This is a genomic window from Virgibacillus byunsanensis (genome assembly GCF_042675965.1).
GTDB classification, from domain to species: domain Bacteria; phylum Bacillota; class Bacilli; order Bacillales; family Amphibacillaceae; genus Virgibacillus_R; species Virgibacillus_R byunsanensis.
The window spans coordinates 479,172-503,484 of sequence record NZ_JBHTKJ010000007.1 but is presented as its reverse complement, the minus strand read 5'-3'; the positions used below and the strand labels follow the sequence as shown (position 1 = coordinate 503,484).

General features: G+C 39.4%; 22 protein-coding genes and 1 riboswitch. Of the genes, 10 read left to right on the top strand and 12 right to left on the bottom strand.

The annotated features are described in order from the left end of the window. Positions 1–153 precede the first annotated feature (153 nt). The 4 genes from ACFQ3N_RS04005 to asnB all read right to left on the bottom strand — a co-directional run bounded on the left by ACFQ3N_RS04005 (position 154) and on the right by asnB (position 5,895). Positions 154–1,818: a catalase gene (locus tag ACFQ3N_RS04005; protein WP_390359794.1), complete on the bottom strand. Its 1,665-nt coding sequence runs from the start codon at positions 1,816–1,818 to the stop codon at positions 154–156. A gap of 100 nt (positions 1,819–1,918) precedes the next feature. Then, positions 1,919–2,875, bottom strand: a complete 957-nt coding sequence (locus tag ACFQ3N_RS04000) for a threonine ammonia-lyase (protein WP_390359750.1) — start codon at positions 2,873–2,875, stop codon at positions 1,919–1,921. Positions 2,876–3,751: 876 nt separating this feature from the next. Beyond that, complete coding sequence (locus ACFQ3N_RS03995; RefSeq protein ID WP_390359748.1) at positions 3,752–3,952, bottom strand: small, acid-soluble spore protein, alpha/beta type; 201 nt, start codon at positions 3,950–3,952, stop codon at positions 3,752–3,754. A 98-nt stretch (positions 3,953–4,050) separates the two neighbouring features. Beyond that, positions 4,051–5,895 (bottom strand): asparagine synthase (glutamine-hydrolyzing), encoded by a 1,845-nt coding sequence (asnB, locus tag ACFQ3N_RS03990; protein ID WP_390359746.1) that lies wholly within the window; start codon positions 5,893–5,895, stop codon positions 4,051–4,053. A 203-nt stretch (positions 5,896–6,098) separates the two neighbouring features. Here asnB and ACFQ3N_RS03985 point away from each other — a divergent pair, with 203 nt between their 5' ends. Continuing rightward, a complete protein-coding gene (locus tag ACFQ3N_RS03985) occupies positions 6,099–6,728 on the top strand; it encodes a YczE/YyaS/YitT family protein (RefSeq protein WP_390359744.1) in 630 nt (209 codons plus the stop codon). Between the two features lie 52 nt (positions 6,729–6,780). Here the strand turns inward: ACFQ3N_RS03985 and ACFQ3N_RS03980 are convergent, their stop codons facing one another. Next, entirely contained in the window at positions 6,781–7,653 is an 873-nt protein-coding gene (locus ACFQ3N_RS03980) for a chemotaxis protein (protein WP_390359742.1), read from the bottom strand. Positions 7,654–7,871: 218 nt separating this feature from the next. Between ACFQ3N_RS03980 and rfbA the strand changes: the two genes are divergently transcribed. From rfbA to ACFQ3N_RS03940, 8 genes are all read left to right on the top strand, one after another. After that, on the top strand, positions 7,872–8,798 hold the full coding sequence (rfbA, locus tag ACFQ3N_RS03975) for a glucose-1-phosphate thymidylyltransferase RfbA (protein ID WP_390359740.1): 927 nt from the start codon (positions 7,872–7,874) through the stop codon (positions 8,796–8,798). Further along, the gene (rfbB, locus tag ACFQ3N_RS03970) at positions 8,795–9,838 is read left to right on the top strand and encodes a dTDP-glucose 4,6-dehydratase (RefSeq protein WP_390359738.1); all 1,044 of its coding nucleotides are present in this window, start codon (positions 8,795–8,797) and stop codon (positions 9,836–9,838) included. Before rfbA ends, rfbB begins: the two co-directional genes overlap by 4 nt. Beyond that, the gene (locus ACFQ3N_RS03965) at positions 9,805–10,764 is read left to right on the top strand and encodes a glycosyltransferase family 2 protein (RefSeq protein WP_390359736.1); all 960 of its coding nucleotides are present in this window, start codon (positions 9,805–9,807) and stop codon (positions 10,762–10,764) included. The genes rfbB and ACFQ3N_RS03965 overlap by 34 nt, the downstream gene beginning before the upstream one ends. A 4-nt stretch (positions 10,765–10,768) precedes the next feature. Continuing rightward, positions 10,769–11,455, top strand: a complete 687-nt coding sequence (locus tag ACFQ3N_RS03960) for an N-acetyltransferase (protein ID WP_390359734.1) — start codon at positions 10,769–10,771, stop codon at positions 11,453–11,455. Positions 11,456–11,457: 2 nt separating this feature from the next. Then, positions 11,458–11,814 carry an EamA family transporter gene (locus ACFQ3N_RS03955; RefSeq protein ID WP_390359733.1) on the top strand — a complete coding sequence of 119 codons (357 nt, stop codon included), beginning with the start codon at positions 11,458–11,460 and terminating at the stop codon, positions 11,812–11,814. Positions 11,815–11,820: 6 nt separating this feature from the next. Beyond that, a complete protein-coding gene (gene rffA / locus ACFQ3N_RS03950; RefSeq protein ID WP_390359731.1) occupies positions 11,821–12,945 on the top strand; it encodes a dTDP-4-amino-4,6-dideoxygalactose transaminase in 1,125 nt (374 codons plus the stop codon). Then, positions 12,914–14,746: a DUF6044 family protein gene (locus ACFQ3N_RS03945; RefSeq protein ID WP_390359729.1), complete on the top strand. Its 1,833-nt coding sequence runs from the start codon at positions 12,914–12,916 to the stop codon at positions 14,744–14,746. Before rffA ends, ACFQ3N_RS03945 begins: the two co-directional genes overlap by 32 nt. Before the next feature lie 71 nt (positions 14,747–14,817). Next, positions 14,818–15,651, top strand: a complete 834-nt coding sequence (locus ACFQ3N_RS03940) for a YitT family protein (protein ID WP_390359727.1) — start codon at positions 14,818–14,820, stop codon at positions 15,649–15,651. A gap of 40 nt (positions 15,652–15,691) precedes the next feature. On the opposite strand, the gene ACFQ3N_RS03935 is transcribed toward ACFQ3N_RS03940, so the two are convergent. Then, the gene (locus ACFQ3N_RS03935; RefSeq protein ID WP_390359725.1) at positions 15,692–16,153 is read right to left on the bottom strand and encodes a hypothetical protein; all 462 of its coding nucleotides are present in this window, start codon (positions 16,151–16,153) and stop codon (positions 15,692–15,694) included. Positions 16,154–16,359: 206 nt separating this feature from the next. Between ACFQ3N_RS03935 and ACFQ3N_RS03930 the strand changes: the two genes are divergently transcribed. Continuing rightward, positions 16,360–17,520 carry an acyl-CoA dehydrogenase family protein gene (locus tag ACFQ3N_RS03930; RefSeq protein ID WP_390359723.1) on the top strand — a complete coding sequence of 387 codons (1,161 nt, stop codon included), beginning with the start codon at positions 16,360–16,362 and terminating at the stop codon, positions 17,518–17,520. A 492-nt stretch (positions 17,521–18,012) separates the two neighbouring features. Here ACFQ3N_RS03930 and ACFQ3N_RS03925 read toward each other — a convergent pair whose 3' ends face one another. From ACFQ3N_RS03925 to ACFQ3N_RS03900, 6 genes are all read right to left on the bottom strand, one after another. Further along, positions 18,013–18,888 (bottom strand): IS3 family transposase, encoded by an 876-nt coding sequence (locus tag ACFQ3N_RS03925; protein WP_390359722.1) that lies wholly within the window; start codon positions 18,886–18,888, stop codon positions 18,013–18,015. Then, positions 18,885–19,208 carry a transposase gene (locus ACFQ3N_RS03920; RefSeq protein WP_390359720.1) on the bottom strand — a complete coding sequence of 108 codons (324 nt, stop codon included), beginning with the start codon at positions 19,206–19,208 and terminating at the stop codon, positions 18,885–18,887. The genes ACFQ3N_RS03925 and ACFQ3N_RS03920 overlap by 4 nt, the downstream gene beginning before the upstream one ends. A gap of 407 nt (positions 19,209–19,615) precedes the next feature. Continuing rightward, on the bottom strand, positions 19,616–20,230 hold the full coding sequence (locus tag ACFQ3N_RS03915) for a queuosine precursor transporter (RefSeq protein WP_390359718.1): 615 nt from the start codon (positions 20,228–20,230) through the stop codon (positions 19,616–19,618). A gap of 55 nt (positions 20,231–20,285) precedes the next feature. After that, a complete protein-coding gene (gene queF / locus ACFQ3N_RS03910) occupies positions 20,286–20,783 on the bottom strand; it encodes a preQ(1) synthase (RefSeq protein WP_390359716.1) in 498 nt (165 codons plus the stop codon). Positions 20,784–21,424: 641 nt separating this feature from the next. Next, a riboswitch (PreQ1 riboswitch) is annotated at positions 21,425–21,472 on the bottom strand. Positions 21,473–21,553: 81 nt separating this feature from the next. Further along, positions 21,554–22,453, bottom strand: a complete 900-nt coding sequence (gene cyoE / locus ACFQ3N_RS03905; protein WP_390359714.1) for a heme o synthase — start codon at positions 22,451–22,453, stop codon at positions 21,554–21,556. Positions 22,454–22,616: 163 nt separating this feature from the next. Further along, the gene (locus ACFQ3N_RS03900) at positions 22,617–24,251 is read right to left on the bottom strand and encodes a peptide ABC transporter substrate-binding protein (RefSeq protein WP_390359712.1); all 1,635 of its coding nucleotides are present in this window, start codon (positions 24,249–24,251) and stop codon (positions 22,617–22,619) included. Between the last annotated feature and the right edge of the window lie 62 nt (positions 24,252–24,313).

Below are 24,313 nucleotides of genomic sequence, written 5' to 3'. Positions count from 1 at the left end.
GCCGTGCCCGCGGAAAGCATCCGCCCGTAGCGATCCCAGACGGCGGCAATAGCACGCGTTCTTAGAAGCCTAAAGTTACGTCGCAGTTTATATCTATTACGGCAAAATAACAATCTTGTAGAAAACAGCTTTTTAATACAAGGCGTTACTCTTTTAGTAAGGATCGGCGTCATGTCCTTTTCTGATTGCTTCTTCCACAGCATCACTTGCACCTGTATTGCCAATCGGAGAGCCGCCTTTTTTAGGTAGTTTTCCTTTTGTAGGGGTTATTTCCTTGGCAAACTCCTCATTCATTGTATTCATCTCATCTGCATTCATTCCAAGTCCCTCTGCAACGCGTTGACCATAGTTGGTATCACATTTTGTTAACAACTGCACCATTCTTGTTTGAATATGAGGCTGACAAGGTTTTAACGAGTTCACTAAATTCATAATGAGATCATCCCGCTCCCAATCTTCTAAAAGATTGTACCTTTCACCTGCTTGTTTGAAATCATTTTTCCGTTCGATAGATTCACGTACCAATTTACCCTCAGCATAAGGTTTGAATCTACCTTCTTCGCGTTCTACTTCGTCCAAACCATTTAAGGAAGAAGGTTCATAGTTCACATGTGGATTAGGCCGGTCAACATGGTAGGCCATTTGTCCACCTTCCTGATTGGTTGCCACATGCTTTTTCGGTGCATTAACTGGCAATTGAAGGTAATTGGCGCCAACTCGATATCGCTGTGTATCTGAATAAGAAAACGTTCTTCCCTGCAGCATTTTGTCATCCGAAAAATCCAATCCATCAACAAGTACACCTGTACCAAATGCTGCCTGTTCAATTTCATTATGATAATTATCCGGATTCTTGTTAAGCACCATTTTACCAACCTTTAGAAATGGAAACTCATCAGCAGGCCATATCTTCGTATCATCTAATGGATCAAAATCAAGCTCAGGATGCTCATGATCATCCATAATTTGCACACACAATTCCCACTCTGGATAATCACCTTCATCGATAGCCTGGTAAAGGTCCTGGGTCGCATGACTAAAGTTCTCTGCCTGTATTCGATTGGCTTCTTCCTGGGTCAAATTTTTGATCCCCTGATGTAACGGCTCCCAATGGTATTTCACCAAAAATGCCTTTCCATCTTTGTTTACCCACCGGTATGTATTTACCCCTGAACCTTGCATTTGACGATAATTAGCGGGGATCCCCCACGGTGAGAATAGAAACGTAATCATGTGCATCGCTTCAGGCGTATTACTTATAAAGTCGAATATACGTTCACTGTCCTGCACATTTGTTACTGGATCAGGCTTAAACGCATGAATCAAATCAGGAAACTTCATCGCATCCCTTATGAAAAATATTTTTAAATTATTACCAACCAAATCCCAGTTGCCATCCTCTGTGTAAAATTTCACTGCAAAACCACGCGGATCACGAAGCGTTTCTGGTGAATCTTTTGAATGGGTCACCGTGGAAAAACGAACAAGTACTGGTGTTTTCTTACCCTCACCTGAGAACACCTTCGCACGCGTATACTTCTCTACCGGATCATCTCCAGCTTTTCCATACGTCTCAAAATATCCATGTGCACCTGCACCTCGGGCATGGACAATACGTTCTGGAACACGCTCCCTGTCAAAGTGGGAAATCTTCTCAATAAAGTCATAGTTCTCAAGTGTCGATGGACCTCTATTGCCTACCGTTCTTATATTCTGATTGTCATCTATCACATGGCCCTGTCTTGTCGTTAACGTATCCTTCGATTCCCCCTCTGAAAATCGCTGATCATCAGCACCACCAGGACCACCCTTTTTCATATCTTCATCCAATAAAAACCCCTCCACCCTAAAAAGTATGTATACGTAATTACTTTCTCTCAATGGAAGGGTTACTATTCATCTAAAATCAAGCTCAAAGTTACTTCAAGTCTTTAAAAACATCCCCAAGTTTACCTACGTCTACATTACCACCAGACACGACACAGACAACCTTTTTGTTCTGAGCTCTTATTTTCCCATACATTACAGCAGCAACAGCCACTGCACTTGAAGGTTCAATCACTTGCTTCATTCGTTCCATTACAAAAAACATCGCCGAACGAATTTCTTCTTCACTTACAAGCACTAATTCATCCAAGTATTTCTGTACAATTGGAAACGTCACATTACCAGGTTGGCTTGTTCGGAGTCCATCTGCAATCGTTGCGGTTGCTTCGACGGAGGTAATTTCACCCCTTTCTAATGAAAGATATGTATCATTTGCAACTTCCGGTTCTACACCAATCACCTTTACGGATGGATTCGTCTCCTTTATCGCGGTCAACACACCTGATATAAGGCCACCACCACCTATTGGAACAACGACAACATCTACATCCTGCACTTGTTCGATGATTTCCAAACCAACTGTTCCTTGCCCAGCAATAATGAATGGATCATCATAAGGCGGTATGTACACACCATTTTTTAATTTCGCCAACTCCATTGCCCGTGGTAATCGTTCCTCAGACGTTGTACCACACGTCTCAATCTGAGCATGATATGCCCTAATTGCATTTACTTTACTTAATGTCGCTCCAACTGGTATAACAATTGTTGCCGGAATACCAAGTTTATTTGCAATATAAGCCACCGCCTGGCCATGGTTACCTGATGAAGCAGCAGTCACATATGTTTCTCCATCTTTAACGACTTGCTTAACTTTATTCGTAGCTCCTCTAATTTTAAAAGCACCCGTTTTTTGTACGTGTTCCCCTTTTAAAAACACTTGGTTTCCTGAAATGGATGATAACTGGCCCGAATGTAAAATAGGCGTCTCATTTATAATACCCGCAATTCGTTCTCGTGCTTGTTGAACCTCAGTAAGACCGATCATATGAATCCCCTCCCTATTAACGAATAATCTATACTCCCATTATATCGAAATTAGAAACAAAAAGCATGGTCACTGGAGCTGGACGTAGCTGTTGCTATAGATAAATAAACATGGCTTTCACTTTTCTTATTAGTTAAGGAACATGGCTGGCTTCACACGCATTGTTGCTTTTTAATCTACATACTTGATATAAACTGCGTCGCAACTTGATGTGACGGTTAACCTACCGCTACGGAAATACACTTCGCTTTCACCCATCCGGGTACAAGTGCGACATCTGCTTCGTTTCACTGCGCAGTGTCTTCTACCCGTGGGCGGCTGATGAGCCTCTGCTCCCACAGGATAAGGAAAGCTACATAGCTAGACATCGCACGCAGAAAATCGGTTTGTATTTTCAAGGGATCTACGTGTATTTCCTCCACTGGTTATTTCCTTCACTGTCGTGGGACTGTATCTGTATTGATAAAACACCTTACCAGTTCTGGTGAGCGGAGGGCGGTGACTCCTGCGGGAACAGCACTGTCCGAAGACCCCGCTTAGATGCGCCTGCGTCTTCTAGGCAGAATAGAAAAGAAACTTTGCTGTTCTGCATAAGTGCAACTAAGGCATTCGTCGTAAAGGCATGCCGAATGCCAAGTTTTCTAATAACGCTTCGAAGTATGCTTCCTCAGCGCAAGGGAACGAAGAAGATGATTCAAGTAGTACCCTGGCTGAGGCCGTGCTCGCGGAAAGCATCCGTCCGTAGCGATCCCGGACGGCGGCAATAGAAATAGGCCTAAAGTTACGGCGCAGTTATATCTTTTCTTTCAAAAGCAACAAACTTTACGAAAAAGTCTAGAAGAAAGAGGACCCTTAACAGGATCCTCTTTCCTTGTACTACCTGTTTCGACTTTCCATATCTTGCTCGGCGATTTTGATCATTCGTTTGACCATTTCGCCACCCACCGATCCGTTTTCTCGTGCAGTAGTGTCAGCTCCTGGCTGAACACCGAACTCATTTGCAATTTCTTCTTTCATACTTTCCATTGCATTTCTCGCACCTGGCACCAACAATTTATTACGATTGTTTTCTGCCACAACTGATCACTCCTCGTGGGAATTATGAACAGGTTAATCCTGCTCACCACTTAGAATTTCAAAGATAGCTGATTTTACACCTGTTAAATTTCGGCATATTACCCACGAACCTGAACATCATATTTTCTTAGCCAGTAATCAATTTGACCTAAATGCGCAATCAGCTGAGGTCCTTTCATCAGTTGTCCATACCACGGATCTTTGAACTCTTTCCCTTCACTACGCACAATAGCTTCCACTTTTTTTCGGCTTACAAATTCAAACAAAGGTGCCGCGGGATCCGCTAAAATTTCTTCCATCCATTTCACAACTTCTTTTGTATATGCTGGTTGGAATGTCTTCGGATACGGACTTTTCTTCCGATATAACACATCATCAGGCAAAATTCCTTCTAACGCTTTTCGCAAAATACCCTTTTCCCTGCCGTCTAATACCTTCATCTCCCACGGAATATTCCACACATACTCCACTAATTTATGATCTGCATATGGAACCCGAACTTCTAAGCTTGCACCCATACTCATACGATCCTTCCGATCAAGCAATTGCGCCATGAACCAATGTATATTCAAATAAAAAAGCTCTCGTCGTCGTGCATCTTGTTCCGTTTCCCCATCCAGCCCTGGAGTTTCCTGGATCGTCTCTACATAACGATTTTGTACATAGGATTTCAAATCCAGTTTTTTCTGCCATTCTGGGTGAAGTAAATTAATCCTCGCGTCCAAAGATCTCATCCATGGAAATCCGTCCGAGGAACCAGGTGGATCATGAAACCATGGATACCCACCAAAGATTTCATCGGCACACTCCCCAGACAAACTCACTGTCGAATAATTTTTTATGCGTCTGCAAAACCATAATAATGAAGAGTCAATATCAGCCATACCTGGTTGATCACGCAAATACACAGATTCCTTTAACAAACTGGCTAACTCAAAACCCGACATTACTTCATCATGGTGATCTGTAGAAAACTCCCGCACCATTTTTTCAATCCAAGGTCGATCATTTGAAGGCTGAAATTTACTCGCTTTAAAAAATTGTTCATTTCCTTCGTAATCCACCGAAAAAGTAGACAGTGGACCAGTGCCCTTAGCCTCAAAAAAGTTCGAAGCAACAGCAGTGATTGCACTTGAATCCAGACCCCCAGATAAAAAAGTAGAAATTGGTACATCAGAAACCAACTGTCGCTGAACGGCGTCAACAAATAATGCTCTTACGTTTTCAGCAGTTTCTTCTATAGAATCATAATGTTTATAACTTTCAACATTCCAATAACGCCAAACGTTTAAACCATTTTTTGAAAATGTTAACGAATGACCTGCCCGTAATTCCCGAAAATCCTTAAATAACCCGTGACCTGGAGTTCTAGAAGGACCTAATCCGAAGATCTCAGCTAACCCATCTCGTTCTACTTCAGGCAAGACATTGGGGTGTGCTAATATCGCCTTTAATTCAGAACCAAATATTAACCAACCAGAACCTTCTAGAAAAAATAATGGCTTTACTCCAAGTCGGTCTCTGGAGATGAATAATTGCTCTTTTTCCTTATCCCATATTGCAAATGCATAAATCCCGTTCAAATAATCAACACAATTTTCTTTCCATTCCATATAGGCAGTCAATAGTACCTCCGTATCTGAGGTAGTAACAAACTGATATCCTTTTTTCTGTAATTCTTTGCGTAATTCCTCCGTGTTATATAATTCGCCATTATAAACAAGCGTATATGTTTTACCATCTTTCACCTTGCTCATTGGCTGTTTACCACCATCAATATCAATTACCGCAAGCCTTTTATGACCAAATCCCACATGCTGATCCATCCAAACTTGTGAATCATCAGGGCCCCGCAATGTCATGGTTTTCGCCATTTTCCCTAATGTAGACCGCTCAGATCGTACATCTTTCTTCCAATTAACAACTCCTGTAATCCCGCACATACTCCTCCACCCTCTCCGTGATACGATCGATCTATAGGGTCATAATATGCAGAAGCTAAATTGAATATTCCATTCTGCTAATGTATTACTATATGAAAAATGATAGTAGCTTATGTATGTTACCTGAAATTAAATAGTGCTTGAAACAAAAACTATGATAAAATAACGGTAGTTTAAAAATTATCAGTCAAGAAGGTGTAGTATTGAAAAACGGGATTATAATTGGTTTATTTTATATAGTAGGATTAATTTTTTTAACGTTTGGTATTAGTATGATGATTTTAGCAAACTTGGGGGCAGGTCCTTGGGATGCTTTTTTTGTAGGATTATCATTAAACCTGGGACTCACAGTAGGAAGTTGGATTTTTATCAACGGAATACTATTAATCTTGTTAAATGCCTACCTACTCAAAAAGACACCCGATTTCTTAGCACTCGTTACCATGTTTCTGATTGGATCATTTATTGATGTGTGGCTCGAAGTTATCTTTGCTGAATTAGCTATAACGTCTTTACTAGTCAGAATCGGCATGCTAGTCAGTGGGATTATTTCTATTGCTGTTGGGGTCTCTTTTTATCTTCAGTCCAATTTTGCACGAAATCCAATTGATAATTTAATGATGGCATTTCATTTCCGTACAGGTAAAAGTCTTGCTTTTTCTAAGACTGCAATTGAAGTAATGATTATGCTAATTGCATTTATTATCGGAGGTCCAATTGGATTCGGTACTATTCTTGTTGCATTTGGAATTGGTCCGTTAATACAAAGTTTTTATATACCTGTCAAAAAATTTAAAGAGCGAGTTTGTCATCAACCTGTTATGGAAAGTTGACACTCGATTCAAAGAGCAGTGATCCTAAACTGCTCTTTTTGTTTGGTTATGTTTACTGTCTAACCCCTTCACCCCCATTAACTTCACGCCATGTCTTGACGAGTCCCTCTACAATCGGTTTAATAACATCTTTATCCGAATCATATTTAAGATGGGACAATGGGTTCCAGCTAGTTAACAATCCTCCTGCATTTACTGGTACATCCTTTGTAACAGCAGCTTCATATGCACTATTCAATCCTTGCAAGGGAAAGGCTAGGACATCATCCTTATCATAAAAGTTAAGCCATTCTCCCTGAACACTCGGGTATTGCGTTTTCATCATAGAAGAGGGCACCTGAATCGGTGAGCCGAAATCAATATACCTTAGTGACCATAATGCCATCGGACTTCCCAAAGTATAGAACAGTGTCAATGTTTCACATTGCTCAATTGGTGTATTACTTGAACACCGCTTCGTTTCAACTCCCATATTTTCCCGTCTAAACTGTAAATCATAAAAATAATTACTTGCAATCACAGTTCCAAGGCTATGACTAATTACGCATAACGGTGCATGCGGTCCAGCTTTCTCCCTTAACTTATTAATGGAAGCAGCTATTAAAGCATGGACTTTATCGTAATTTTGATTACCAAGAGCAGTAGGTTGATACGCGACAGCATCTGCTAAAAATTCAATCACAAATCGCCGTAAAAGTGGAAAATCCAAATCACCACTTTGATTTAATCGCTCCCACAGTTTTTCCTGTTCCACTTCGAAAATCGACGACCAAAACACAGGCTCAAACACAATTTCCTGCTCTGAATTACTGATTGGCAGTTTTTTAGCAAACTCTTTTGCAATACGTGTAACAATCTCATCGGCAAAATTTTCATCAGGAGTCCCCGCTCCGTGAATAACTACTACAGCTATTTTTTGCGTCATCTTTCTTCCCTCCCCTAACTCAGATAATCCTATTACTTCTATAGTAGACCAAACCAAACTGATTTTTAAGGTGAATTTTACCTATATATAACAATATGTCCTCTCCTATATGGAAATTCTTCGTAATTTAATTGCAATTTAATTGTAAGATTATTTTCCCTAAAATCGGAAATAGTGTAGTAGGATGAAAATCTAAATCGGTGAAGAGGTGGGTATTAATGAAGGGTATTATATTAGCTGGTGGTAGTGGAACGAGACTTTCCCCAAGTACAGATACTATCAATAAACATCTGCTAGCTGTTTTTGATAAGCCGATGATCTATTATCCGCTATCAATATTAATGTTGGGTGGCATAAAAGATGTCATGATTATTAGTACACCAGAAGATAAACCGAAATTCCAAGAATTACTCGGCGATGGCTCAGCACTTGGTATATCACTTACTTACCAGGAACAATCAGAGCCAAATGGTATACCGGAGGCCTTCATACTTGGAGAAGACTTCATCGGTCAGGATGATGTCACACTGTTATTAGGAGACAATATTTTTTATGGTCAGGGATTTACAACCCTGCTACGAGACGCCATAAACAATCACAAATATGCAACCGTATTCGGTTATCGCGTGAAAGATGCTGAACGGTTCGGTGTCGTAGAATTTGATCACAATCAAAAAGTAATTTCATTGGAAGAAAAACCGGAAGAACCAAAATCAGACTTCGCTGTGACAGGTCTTTACATCTATGATAATCGAGCAACAAAATTTTCTAAAAAACTAACTTTCTCAAATCGCAGGGAGCTTGAGATCACTGACCTCAACAAAGAATACTTGAAACGTGGTCAATTAGATGTGCAATTACTAGGAAGAGGGTTTGCCTGGATGGATGCTGGAACACATGAGTCACTATTTGAAGCCTCTGAATTTGTGAAAATAACACAGCAGCGGCAAGGCTTTAAGTTAGCATGTCTAGAGGAAATTGCCTATTACATGGGATATATGAGCAGAGAAGCATTATACGAAAAAGGCAAATCAATGGAGAAAAACGATTACGGGAACTATTTATTGGAAATAGCAAATAGAACACATACCGAACAATATTGGGAATCCATTGACCGTAATCCAATGTTAGGACTGGTAAAATGAATAAACAAAAACCAACATTACTCGTTACTGGTGGAGCAGGGTTTATCGGTGCAAACTACATTAACTACTATTTAGAAAAGTACCCTAACATGCAACTGATTAACCTGGATAAACTCACGTACGCAGGATCAAGAACTAACCTGCAGGCTCTGGAAAGTCTAGAAAACTACTACTTTATTCAAGGTGATATTGCTGATGAAAAGCTTGTGAATACGATTTTTTCTATGTTTAATGTCTCAGGCGTTATCCATTTTGCAGCTGAATCACATGTCGATAGATCGATTAAAAATGCAAAAGAATTTGTGAAAACAAATACACTCGGAACGATGATTCTCCTTCAGGCAGCAAGAAGCGCTTGGGAAAAGGAAGGCACACTAACAAAAAAACGATTTCATCACATTTCAACTGATGAAGTATATGGTTCATTAGGCGAAGATGGGAAATTTCATGAAGAAACACCCTATGACCCTAGGAATCCTTATAGTGCATCAAAAGCAAGCGCCAATATGCTTGTGAAGAGCTTTGGTCATACGTATGGCATGAATGTTGTTATTTCCAGTAGTTCTAATAACTATGGGCCAAAACAACACGAGGAAAAGCTTATCCCAACGATTATTTCAAACGCTCTAAGGGGTGAGGAAATCCCTATTTATGGAGATGGGCAAAATATTAGGGATTGGCTATATGTAGAAGATCATTGCCGTGCACTCGATACCATCTATCATTACGGTAAAGCCTTTGAGACGTATAACATTGGTGGTGGTAATGAAAAAGTTAACATGGATATTGCAGTCAAAATTTGTGAGATTTTGGATCACATGCAAGCTGTGAAGACCCCTCGATCACTAGACAGTTTTAAAAACTTAATTACATTTACAACTGATCGTAAAGGACATGATAGGCGTTATGCAGTTGATGATACAAAACTTAGAGAATCATTGGGCTGGAAACCGATTGAATCATTAGAGTCAGGACTCAAAAAAACGATAGATTGGTATGTGGCACAATGGGACCAAACCCTTCAAAAATCTCGGTTGTAGTTCCTGTTTATGGTTGTGATCTCTGTTTAAAAATGCTTTGCAGCCGTGTAACGAACGCCATCGAAACCATACCAGCCCAATTTGAAATCATTTTAGTCAATGACAGTAGCCCAGACGACGCATGGACGACGATTAAACAACTAAGTGACGAAGATGAACGCATTAAAGGAATAGATCTCACGCGCAATTTTGGTCAGCATCACGCAATTACTGCTGGCCTTGACCATACCAGCGGTGACTGGATCGTCGTAATGGATTGTGATTTGCAAGACCGTCCAGAAGAAATCAAAACATTGTATGAAAAAGCCCAAGAAGGATATGAAGTTGTATTTGGTAATCGGGTACAACGCCAGGACAAATGGATCAAACGAAAGTCATCACAACTATTTTACCGCGTTTATGATTACCTAACGGGGCGTACATCAGACCATACGATCGCCAACTTTAGTATTAGCTCAAAAAAAGTAGTAGAGAATTTTCGACAGATGCGGGAGCAAAACCGTTTCTATCCGTTATTTATCCAATGGATGGGCTATAAAACCGGTACCGTTCAAATCGAACACAATTCCAGACGCAAAGGCAAAACATCTTATAATATAAAAAAATTAGTCACGTTAGCGACAGATGCTATCATATCCCAATCCAACAAGCCGCTTCGATTATCCATTCAATTCGGCTTTTTAATCTCTCTGGGATCATTTATTTACGGCATGTATTTATTTGCTCGCTATTTTTTCCTGGCTGAACCTGTTCAAGGATGGACCAGTGTAATGGTATCCATCTATTTCATCGGAGGATTGGTTTTCTTTAACTTCGGTGTTCTCGGGTTATACCTAGGAAAAGTGTTCAATGAAACGAAAGCACGACCTCTTTACCTCGTTAGAGAAACAACAGAGAGAATACGAGAAACTGAAAAACGGAGTTGATCTTATGGAAAATTATATAAAAGAAACACCATGGGACAGACGGAATTTCAACATTAACACGTACGAACTCACCTCTACAACAGACGAAGCCCTAAAAAGTTCAGATAAACACCCCGGGCATTACACACTAAAAGTGGATCCTTTGGAAAGTCCAAAAAAACTCTTAAGACACGGCTTTTATTATGTAGACACCTTAATTGAACCGGTATGCACGAAGGAAAAACTGAACCTTTTTTCTAACGAAGACACGTTGATATCTAAGGAATATAATTCTAAAGACATCAATGAAATTGCTGAAGAAGTTTTTACGCATGGACGTTTTCACCGGGATTTCAACATTCCCTCGTCTATGGCCGATCTTCGCTACCGAAATTGGGTGAAGGACCTCCAGGCAAATGACCAAATTTGTGCCCTGTATTACAAAGGAGGATTAGCAGGCTTTTATGCGTATGAAAATGACAAAGTCCTACTACTCGGAATTAAAAAAGAATATCAAAATAAAGGATTAGCCAAAGCGTTTACAAGTCAGGGGTGCTACACCCAATTAAAGCTCGGCCATGATCAATTACGCACATCCATTTCTGCAGCTAATGTAACTTCTTTGAATTTATTTTATGCACTTGGATTCAGACTATCCCATACCATTGATGTGTACCATAAACTGAACCGAACTGCTCTAAATGGTGTGTAGCCTTGGGATATCTATTTATCTTCGGAACTATTTTATTCACGGTTTATGGACAGTTAGTGTTGAAATGGAAAATAGATGATTACGGCGGACTTCCAGAACCATGGGTGGAAAAGTTCACGTTTTTATTACAACTTTTATTAAATCCTTGGATTTTATCTGGATTATTCTCTGCTTTTATCGCAGCTTTGTTTTGGATGGCCGCCATGACAAAATTCAACATTAGTTATGCCTATCCATTTATGAGTCTGTCTTTTGTGCTTGTATTCCTCTTTTCCGCATTTTTATTCGGGGAGCCAGTAAGTCCACAAAAGGTAGTAGGAATCTCACTTATTGTTTTAGGCATAATCGTGATGAGGTGATAACGATTGATTCCTTTTAATAAACCATGTGTAATCGGCAAAGAATCACAAGCAATACAAGAAGCAATGACTCAATCCAAACTATCCGGAAATGGACCGTTTGGCCAAAAATGCACGAATTGGCTAGAGAAACATCTTGACTGCGAAAAGGCACTTCTTACACCTTCCTGCACAGCAGCACTTGAAATGACAGCATTGTTGACCGAAGTCTCAGAAGGTGATGAAGTTATTATGCCATCGTATACCTTCGTTTCAACAGCTAATGCTTTTGCATTAAGGGGAGCCTCCATTCGATTTGTTGATGTGGAACCATCAACGATGAACATTAACCCCGTCAAAATCGAAGAAGCAATAACGGAGCATACAAAAGCAATCGTCATTGTTCATTATGCAGGAATCGCCTGTGACATGCATGCGATTATGGATATCGCTTACCGCCACCATTTATGGGTTATTGAAGATGCTGCACAAGCCCTATTAAGTACGTATAAAGAAGAACCTTTAGGAACAATAGGCCATTTCGGTACCATAAGCTTTCACGAAACGAAAAATATCACATGTGGAGAAGGTGGTGCCCTCATTATAAATGAGGAATCCGCAGTCGAACGCGCTGAAATTTTACAGGAAAAAGGAACGAATCGGGAGCAGTTTATTAAAGGTATGGTCGATAAATATACGTGGCGGGACATTGGTTCTTCCTATTTATTAAGTGATTTGAATGCCGCTTACCTCCACGTGCAATTAGAACATGCAGAAACCATAAACCATGAACGCAAACTAATTTGGGAGTACTATGATTATGAATTGCAGCCATTATTTGATTCCAGGGAACTATCAGGACCTACTGTTCCGGATTCCTGTGAACACAATGGTCATCTCTATTATTTAAAAACGAGTTGTGAAGAGGAACGCAGCCACCTGATCGAGTTTCTAAACGATCAGGGAATTATGGCTGTATCGCATTATGTACCGCTTCATTCAGCCCACGCAGGCAAAAGAAATGGAAGCTTCTCAGGCGTTGACCAATATACCACTACCGAAAGTCAAAAACTCGTTCGCCTACCATTATATTACGGAATAGAAAAAGAGGATGTCGATCATGTGGTCAACTGTTTACACCAATTTTATTAGAAAACTTGGCATTCGCCATGCCTTTATAGCGAATGACCTAGTTGCACTTATGCAAATAAAGAAAGTTTTTATACTTTCTTATCTGCTTAGAAAACTTGGCATTCGCCATGCCTTAGTTGCGCTTATCCAGAAAAATAGATTCATATGGATGGCATGCTTCATTATCCTTGCCTATCTGATGCCCTACTATATATTAGGTGGGGATACTCATATCCGTGTTCATGATAATTTAGATTCAAACATCGTTTGGTATAAACTACTCATAGATAGTGGGCAACCATTTTCCCTAACAGACACAACACTACCAAACGTAATTAATGGTCTGCCTAGAAGTTCCCTCGCTTCCGGTCTTGATGTGATGGTTTGGTTGTATGTATTATTCGAACCAATGACGGCTTATACAATTGGCCAAACCATTATGCGCTTTGTTGCCTTTTTCGGTATGTACGTACTGCTGAAGAATCATATCTTTTACAGAGAAAAAAACGATTTTATTACCAGTGGTGTAGCTTTAGGATTTGCGCTTTTGCCTTTTTGGCCATCAGGGTTATTATCAATTGCCGGATTACCACTAGCACTCCACATCTTCCTTACGATTTATAGGAACGGGAAACATACACCGAAATACTATTGGATCATCCTGCTCCTCTTCCCTTTTTTCTCAAGCTTTATTTTAACGTTTGTATTTTTCCTTGGATTAATGTGCGTTATATGGCTTGTGAATTGGATTCGTAAAAGAAAAGCAAACTGGATATTCTTTACAGCAATTTCATGTATGACGTTCCTATATTTGGTCAAAAATTACCTATTAATTTATTCGATGTTTATAAATAAAGACAACACATCCCATCGTATCGAAAATGATCTGGGACACAAGGATTTAGCCGGTACACTCGAGTTATTTTTCCATAATTTTGCCAATGGCCACACACATGATATGGCAGTTCATACGACCATCTTAATACCAGTCATTGGGCTTGCTTTTCTTGTCGCTGCTTATCAGAACGTAAAGCCGAAACTATTACTCGGATTATTTTTCACAAACGTAATACTTTCGCTTTGGTATGCATGTTGGTACTGGGAAGGCATGAGGGTACTAAAAGATGAGTTCAAGATTATTAACACCTTTAATTTTAGTCGGATTCACTTTTTGGATCCTGTAATCTGGTATATATGTTTCGCTCTGGCATTGTTCATTTTATGGAAGTATCTGAAATTCGGGAAGATAGTGGTCAGCGTATTAATCATCGCACAATGTACATTGCTTTTTACCATGACTGAAGAAATCAAGTACAGCCATATTGGTACCCCGACATATAACGAATTTTATTCTGAAGGATTGTTCGAGGAAATCGAGAACTATATTGGTAAAGACCAATCTAAATACAGAGTCGTTAGCGTTGCCATGCACCCAACCATCGCACAATATAACGGATTCTATACACTGGATACGTATAACAACAGCTTTCCGCTTGAATATAAACATAAATTTCGGGAAGTGACTGAAAACGAGCTTGAAAAGAATCCAGCATTGGAAAACTACTTCGACACGTGGGGTGGCAGGTTGTATATGTATGTAGGCGAACTAGGTAAAAACTATCTGTTTAGAAAAGATAGTGAAGAAGAAATTGAACAATTGGATATCAATACAGAAGTACTCCAAGAGCTGGGTGGAGATTATGTCTTTTCAGCTCTACCGATAATAAACCATGAAGAAACAGGACTTCTGTATGAGCGTAGTTTTGAGAATAGCTCCTCACCGTGGAAAATTTATGTATATCGAATTGCTGGAGAAATTTAAGTTGATTTATGGTTCAATCTATAGTTATCCTAATGATATAGTATAAGATAATATAGAGAGGAGAGGGATCGATGAAAAAAATAGTTAAAGATGTCCTATTGATCCTTATCGGTTCCTTTATTTTTGCCATTGGTGTAAACTATTTTGCTATTCCTAATCGCCTGTCTGAGGGCGGTGTAATTGGTATAACTATTGTTACCTATTATTTATTTGAGTGGTCACCAGGTCTTGTCAATTTCGTGCTAAATTCGGTGCTTGTTGCATTAGGTTATAAGTTTTTCGATAAACGTGTGATTATCTATACGATCATTGCGATTATTTTCTCCTCTTTTTTCTTACATTTCACGGTTGATTGGGGCGAAGAAATTAATGGTGATACATTATTAGCAGCATTATTTGCGGGTCTAGCAGTTGGTACTGGCCTTGGACTCATCTTCCGCACAGGCGGTACTTCAGGGGGATCAGCAATTCTTGCAAGGCTTGCCAATCAACTACTAGGCTGGAGTATCGGAAAAGGAATGCTAATCATCGATATTTTGGTTATAGCCGGATCTGCTTTTATAATAGGACAGGAAAAAGCAATGTATACCTTGGTTGCAGTCTACATGGGGGCTAAAGTTATTGATGTAATCGTGGAAGGTGCCAACGAACGGACAGCTGTTACGATCATATCCAACTACCCTGACGAAGTGTTAGACGCAGTCACCACTAAAATGGCTCGTGGAATCACCGTACTTGAAGGTAAAGGTGGCTATACAAAAACAGAACGTGAAATCTTATATCTTGTCATTAATAAACATGAAATCGTTTCCTTCAGAAAAATCATCATGCGAATTGACCCAAACGCTTATGTCACCGTACATGGGGTTCAGGAAATTTTTAAAAAAGGATACAAAGGGAGATAGTTTTATCTAAAAATGGGCTGAGTCACAAATTAGCCCATCCTTATTTCTTATAATCCCAAAGCAATCTCCACTCCCCTTCTAATTTTGTGGCATATACATTCTGCACCAAGGTAAAGTTACCATATTTACCTTGATAATGTTGTGCTACGGTTACGTTATAGACTATATCAATTGCTTCTCTATCTTTGTCTATTTTCCAATTTCTGATTTCTTGTGTATCATCTATCGTAAAACTAAACGTCGTAACCCCAAGATGATTCATAAAAACATGGGCACGATCCTGTATGTAATGCGCCTTGTCAAACTTCTCCTGCATAAACGGATGAAACATTGCCCAGGAACTTGAAAATGCTCCGTCTTGTTCAAATGTATAAAAGGAATCAACCGCTTTTTCAGCTTGACGTTCTGGAGACAAGATATAGAGAATGTAAACGGTTGAAGCAATACCTACCATTACTACTAATAATAAGATAATCAGTCCTTTTCCTTGACCACCCCTCATATTACCAGTCTCCCTTAAGTTGCTGTTTGTACATTTTATTCCTCCGTTTGGGGAAATATTAGTAGGGCTACTATCAGCAGTATAAAAGATACATTTACACGTTGGTAGTACAGCATATCAAAACCTTGCACTTTCCATACGTAAATGAAATAATATACTACATAAATCCGAGTTAACTAATAAGAATTAAAAGTGAGTGATGGAGTATGAAACTAATGGAACTTGAAAAAACCGAAGAACGAATCAAAGCTTTACAAAAAACCGTTAAACCTTTCGCACAAAGAGCTCAAAAACATGATGAAAATGGAACATTTCCATTTGAAAACTTTCACGACCTAAAAAAGATTGGTTACCCTGCATTAACGATACCGAAACAATATGGTGGATTAGGAATATCACTGAACGAAATGCTTCGTCTTCAAGAAACAATAGCAAAAGCAGACGGTGCGACAGCACTATCCATTGGCTGGCACATGGGAATAACGATGTTTATGGGTGAAAACAACATATGGGATGAACACAAGTATCAAGCTTTCGCTACAGACGTTATGGAAAATGGATCACTACTAAATAACGCTGCTACGGAACCAGCAACAGGCAGCCCAACACGTGGTGGAAGACCAGAAACTGTAGCAAAACAAGTTGAAAGTGGATGGATAATTAACGGAAGAAAAAGTTTCACAACACTTGCTCCTATCCTATCTTATTTCGTCGTCAGCGCATCTATTGACGGCACAGACAGGGTTGCTAATTTTCTAGTGAAACGTGAAAATGAAGGCCTTAGAGTAGATGAAACATGGGATTCAATCGCCATGAAAGCAAGCGGCAGTCATGATATTGTTTTAGAAAATGTACATGTAGGTAAAGATGACCTAGTAGAAAATCTCACACCTGGTAAGAAACCAGCGGCTGGTTGGTTGTTACACATACCGGCATGTTATCTGGGAATAGCACGTGCTGCACAAGAATACGCCGTAAACTTTGCAAAACAGTATTCCCCAAATAGTATTGAGGGAACGATTTCTGACCTGCCTAATGTGAAGGAAAAGATTGGTGAGATGGAACTACGTGTATTACAAAGCTCAAGTTTCCTCTATAGTGTGGCAATTAAATGGGATGAAAGTGATGAAGCAACACGCGAAACCATGAAACCAGAACTGGGCGCAGTTAAACTTTCTGTTGTTAACCAGGCAATTGAAATAATTGACCTGGCAATGCGCATTGCAGGTGCAAGAAGCCTGTCCCAACAGAATCCATTGCAACGTTACTACCGGGACGTACGGGCAGGCCTTCACAACCCACCAATGGACGACATGACAATTATGCAACTAGCAGCAAAATCAATCAAACAAATCGACAAATTATAAAAACAGAAAGTGCTAAGGTTAACGGGTTCAGATTTAAAGCACAAAATCATCAATAGAAGGTAAAACCGCAAAAAAGTATTAACAACTGAATTGAACAGCAACATAACATTGATAGAAACACTCAGAGCTAAAAAAATCTCTGAGTGTTTCTTTTTTTACTATTGCTCCGTTACTTGAATAGAAACCACACTGCTTGAACATTAAGACTGCCTTCATTTTTTTGCGGACTCATTGGACCTTATTTCCTTTCAATGTGTAGATTTATCGCTGTTGTCGGACTCAGTGGACCTCTGTCAAGAAAGTGGACACCTAAATAACGAAAAAGTAATTTGGAATTATTATGTGGTAGGCCTTTCTTAACTTTTTAAAAGCATAGATGATGCCGTGGAAGCGTCAAGCCCAACCCGCTTGACCCATCCACTCTATCATCTGTTTTGTCGGCAAGTTAAGAAAAACCCACCACTTTGCCTGTTAATTAGCGCAAGTCATCATTTATGCTGCCGGGTTTAAATAAAACTGCTGTGCGTATTCAACGGGAGACATATAGCCAATGGATCCGTGTATTCTTTTGCGATTATAGAAGAACTCTATATACCGATAGATTTCTGTAGATGCTTCTACTCTCGTTCTGAATTTACCACCCCGGATTAACTCCTTTTTAAGAAGACTGAAAAAAGATTCTGCGCATGCATTATCGTAACAGTTTCCGGTGCGGCTCATGCTTGCTTCCATACCGTACTCCTGCAGCTTCTTTCGATAATCTTTGGAAGCATATTGTGTCCCTCGATCTGAGTGGTGAATTAGGTTTTTTTTCGGTTTTCTATCCTGGTAGGCATCGTCTAAAGCATCCATGACCAATTCTGTTCCCATGCGGTTGTATAAGCGCCATCCAACTATTTCGCGTGTACACAAGTCAAGAACAGTTGCCAAATATAAACGGCCTCCCCGACAAGGAATATAGGTGATATCGGTGACCCATACCTTATTAGGCGCTGAGACGTTAAAGTTCTGATTCAGCTTATTGGGTGCGACCGGATAGTCATGATTGGAGTCAGTGGTGTTCACTTTAAACTTCCTAGAAACACAGGAGCGCAAACCAAGCTGCTGCATATACTGGCCCACTGTGCGTTCAGTGATCTTGTATCCCTCTTTCTCCAGCAGCTTTGTAATCTTTGGACTGCCGTATATATTTTCTGAATCCTTATAGATTTCGGAAATACGCTCTTTGATCTCCTTGCTGCGCAATTCTTGGTGGCTGGGTTTGCGTTTCTTCCACTTATAATAACCACTCTGGGATACTTCCAATAGAGTGCACATCTTCACCACTGAGAACTCCCGGCTATGATCCTCAATGAATTGAAACCTCATGGCTTTGGTCTGCTGAAGATGTGCACCGCCTTTTTTACAATAGCCAGTTCTTCTTCTGTTGACGCTATTTTGCGTTCTTTCGCTCTCAACTGGTGCTCTTGTTTACGGATTTGCTGTTCCAGTTGGCGTATACGATCTTCACTTGCCACCGGTTCATTTTCAAATTCACGGTATTTCGTCATCCACTCATGAAGACAACTCAACGGAATTTTAAGCTCATCGGCTATATCTTTCATTGTCTTCTTTTGTTGGTGTTCTTGCGCAAATTTGACTGTTTCCCGTTTAAACTCTTCACTATATCTTTGGCGATTCTCACCCATGGAAACCCCTCCTAGTTATTATCATCTTACCTAATTCAAATAATCCGTTAAAGGGGTGTCCACTTTTTATTCTAACTTCACAGTGGACCTTATTTGTAACAATTCTAGATGTAAAAGCAGTGATTTCGTTGAATAAGATCCCCTGTGACCGCTTGACCTTAAAAATCACTACTTTCGACACAAATAAGGGCGCTGATGTCCGCTTAAAATTCGTTCGTCTATATTTCCCTCGTTTACACAAGAAGCAACAGCCCTTCTTGTGCAATCGTACCGTTTGTGAGATATTTTTGAATTCAAATAAAAACAAACAGTCCAATTTTGTGATAATTGGACTGCTAAAATGCTTGATATATTATATTTTGTGCTTTAACCGAAACGGGAAGTGACAAGCACCTCCCGGTTTTTTACTATATTTCTTTACTGCTATACTTTTTTCCAACATTCACCAACAAGTAAGCAATTGGTGTATCAATCAATGCAATACAAAGCTTAAATACATATTGTGTTACAATCATTCCAAGTAAAATGCCAGTAGGAACCATTCCCCAAAAGGCGATGGTTATAAAAATGGTCGTATCGATCAACTGACTAGTCATCGTTGATACATTGTTACGTAACCAAAGCTTTTTCTCACCATGTTTTGCTTTCAATTTATGGAAGATGGTCACATCAAGGTTCTGACTGGCTATATAGGAAATTAAACTAGCAACGATCACGCGAAAACTTCCACCAAGGATTTCCTCGAATTGTGCTTGAGATTCAAACACTGGTGCAGCAGGAAGCTGAATGGCAATAAACACAAAAATTAATGCAATTACCTGTGTTACAAAACCAGCTTGAACTGTCTTTCTTGCAGCGTCCTTACCGTAAACCTCACCAATCACATCTGTAATTAAATACGTTACCACATAAACAATTACCGCTGCTGGTAATATAAATTCCCCGATACTAAATAATTTAACTCCTAAAATATTAGCTAATAATAAAAGTCCTACAAATAATGCATTTAAATAGATAAACATACTAATCCTCTTCCTTCTCCTAGAAAAGGAACAAAGCTATACCCTCAAGATCAATTTAGCGATTATCAATTTTTTCAGGATACAAATCATGATTCATCAAACGATTCTCAGCCATTTGCTCAAATTTTGTTCCTGGCTTTCCATAGTTACAATAAGGATCAATCGAAATACCTCCGCGCGGTGTAAATTTACCCAACACTTCAATATAACGTGGATCCATTAGTTCGATTAAATCGTTCATAATAATGTTCATACTATCCTCATGGAAATCACCATGATTTCTGAAGCTAAACAAATAGAGTTTTAAGGACTTACTCTCTACCATTTTCACATCAGGTATATAACTAATATAAACAGCTCCAAAATCAGGCTGACCCGTTTTTGGGCACAATGTCGTAAACTCTGGACAGTTTAATTTCACAAAATAATCTCTGTTAGGATGCTGATTATCAAATGCTTCTAATACTTCTGGTGTGTAGTCGAAAGCATAAGTCGTTCCTTGGCTTCCTAGTAGCGTTATATCAGTTAGATCTTCATCTCGCCTTCCTGCCATTTGAATACCTCCTTACTTAAAATGTTTTTTAAAAAAAGGCTGTTTTCGTAAAGATTGTTGCTTTTGAGAGAATAGATATATAATGCGACGTAACTTGAGATGATGGTGGTGCTGTTATTCGCTCTGGAAATACACTTCGCTTTTCGCGCGCGGCTGGTGAGCTTCTTCATGCTAACGCATTTTTAGAATCTCACCTATGCCTATCCTCCTGCAGGACAAGGAAAGCTCCGGCAGCGTTACATCGCACGCAGAAAATTGGTCTGTATGTTCAAGGAGTCTTCGTGTATTCCGGCTGCTAATATAGTGCTATCTGATAATTTAATAGCAGCGTAGCGAGAAAACACTTATAATGCAGCTTTACCAGTCATGGTGAGCGAAGGGAGGTGACTCCTGCGGGAACAGCACGTGTTCGAAGACCCCGCAGAGTGGTTTTCTCGAGGAGGCTGAGACCGTGCCCGCGGAAAGCATCCTCCCGGAGCGATTCCGGACGGCGGCAATAGCACAACTTATAGAAATCAATCAAGCGTTATGTCGCATTATACATCAACTATGAAGGTAAAAAAGCAATAATGCGTGCGAAAGCAGCCTTAAAAAAAAAGAAAAACCATAGCCTAAAGGCACATGGTTTGTAATCGCATCATCTGTCCTTAGTTTTTTATAGAGGGTTAAAAGCTAAGAACCTCTCCCGTTATTTAACAGAAATATATAATCATTTCACTTGATATATTATATAGAGGAAGCTAGTAGATGTCAATATGAATTCACCTTCGTTACGTCGACGTTATTAAAATCATTCCGAAAAATAAGGTCATCAAGTAAAATAGTGAATAGATAAATATACGATGTGCCCACTTAAAATCATTCTTCGTATAGAATCCACTCACTCCCAGTACCAACCAGCCAACATTCAATAAGGTAGCTATCGTAATAAAGGTCACACCCAACGATGTTAATAAAAATGGCAACGGTAGTAAGCAAGCGATGTAGATCACGCTATGACGTTTGGTAACCCCAAAGCCATGAACAACTGGTAGCATCGCGACACCTGCAGCTTTATATTCTTCACATTTCTTTATAGCAATGGCAAATGTATGTGGCATCTGCCAAATCAATAGAATGATAAACAATACAATTGGAACAACATGGTTTAGAGAATCAACGGCAGCCCACCCAATTAAAGGCGTAACAGCCCCAGATACACTTCCAATGATCGTATTCCATGTATATCTTCGCTTAGACCACATCGTATACAATACAACGTATACAAACCAGCCTAAGAATGCATATAATGCCGCTTCCATTGTGGTAAAAAGAAGTAAAATAAGTCCTAATATACTAAGTCCAATCCCCATGAACAGCACCGTCTTCAGTGAAATACTTCCTGTTACAGTCGGCCTTTTCTGAGTCCGCAACATGATGGTATCAATGTCGACATCGTACCAATTATTTAGAAGAAGTGCTCCAGCCATGATAAGCGTGCTTCCAGTTAACGTTAATAAAAGTACATCCCAATGCGTTATAAAAGAGGAATTTGTATAATGAAGTGCCAACCAAAATCCAGTAAAGACAGGTAACACGTTAGAAATTAGTACAATTCCTTTAAAAAGCGATTTTAAGTCAGCGAAGAAGGAAGGTTTATCCTGTTGTGTTTGTGCAGTAGAATTTTCCAAAAAGTTCACCTCGCAGTCAATAACGTAATTGTAACACGATGAACAGTTCTTTTCATGGTAACAAGACCTAAAATTGCACTAAAATGTATTAATTTAATTTCCTTTAAATCAAACGTGAAAAGAGGTAACCCAATGGCTACCTCTTCTTCTAAATGCTTAATTTTTACTTTCCTTCAATATAACCCCACTTATATTGAATTCCACCAAGTGATGATACACTGATATCTTTCACGTAGTCTTTGTTAACCCACACGTTTGTGTAGAAGTAGATTGGAGCAATAGGCATTGCATCCATAAAGACTTGTTCTGCATCACGTAATATTTTTCTGCGTTCTGCTTCGTCTGTTTCTGTTCTTGCTTCTTCTAGAAGATTTGCATACTCTTCATCTTCCCATCTCGAATAGTTATTTCCGTCAGCTGTTTCAAAAATATCCAAGAAGTTACTTGCATCATTAATGGTACCTAACCAACCCATGCGCCCCATTTGGAAGTTACCTTCACTCATAGAGTCAAGATAGACATTCCACTCTTCATTATGAAGTTCTACATCGACATCAAGGTTTTCTTTCCACATGTCCTGGATTGCTTGTGCAATCGAAGCATGTGCCTCACTCGTATTATAGGATAATTTAATGGTTGGTAATTCATCCAACCCTTCTTCTTCCAAACCTTTCTGTAAATATTCTTTAGCTGATTCTACGTCGTTATCTTTGAAGTATCCCTCTTTATTCTCTTCAAAAATGGACGATGGTACTAATGCAGTAGCGGGCTGTTGTTCAGCTTTGGTAATGTTTTGAATGATTCCTTCACGATTAATGGAAAGTGCAAATGCCTTACGAATATTTTTATTTGTAAAAGGCTCTTCTTCTGTATTGAAGATATAATAGTAAACACCTGCTAATGAAGAAATGTTTAAGCTACCTTCTTCTTTAAGAGAAGATATTGCCGATAATGGTAAGTCACCTGTTGGCGAACCAGCCCAGTCAAGTTCACCATTTTCATACATTTGTAGTTCTGTATTTTCATCATCAATCATGTACATATTAATCGTTTCAAGTTGTACTGTTTCTGCATCCCAATAATCAGGGTTTTTCTTTAATACGATTTGGTCCTTATGCTTCCATGACTCCATTGTAAACGGTCCATTTGTAACATAGTTTTCTGTTTTGTCCTGCGCCCAGTCCTCAGCATTCTCCACCACATTATGATTAACAGGATAAAAACTGAAAAATGCTGTTAGTTCAAGGAAGTATGGAGTAGGTTGCTCTAGTTCAACTACTAAAGTTTGATCATCTTCCGCTGTAACCCCAACTTCATCAAGAGAAACCTCTCCTAATTTAGCCTGCTCTGCATTCTTTATTGGGTTTAAATAGTAAGCAAAGTCAGTATCTGGACTTTCTGGGTCCAGTATCCATTTCCATGCGTATTCGAAGTCCTGTGCAGTTACTGGATCCCCATTTGACCATGTAGCATCTTCACGAATTGTGAACGTATATGTCTTTTGGTCCTCAGAAATTTCATAATCCTCAGCCATAGCTTTTTCTACTTCACCATTTTGATTAACTCGTGTTAAACCTTCAAAAATTTGATCCAGTACAGCAGCAGATGTTGTATCAGTTGCTTGTCCAGGATTTAATGCTGGTGGTTCTGATTTAATGTTTACATTTAGAACTTGCTCAGAAGTGGAATCTCCATCTTCTCCACTTTCTTCCGAGTTTTCATCTCCTCCACAAGCAGCTAGGAAAATACTCATTGCAAAAACAAGTGTTAGTAGTAGTGACCATTTTTTTCTATTCATCATATGCCCTCCATGTTGATAAGTTTTGTATGTCTGTGTTGATTTGACAATATTTTTAGTAG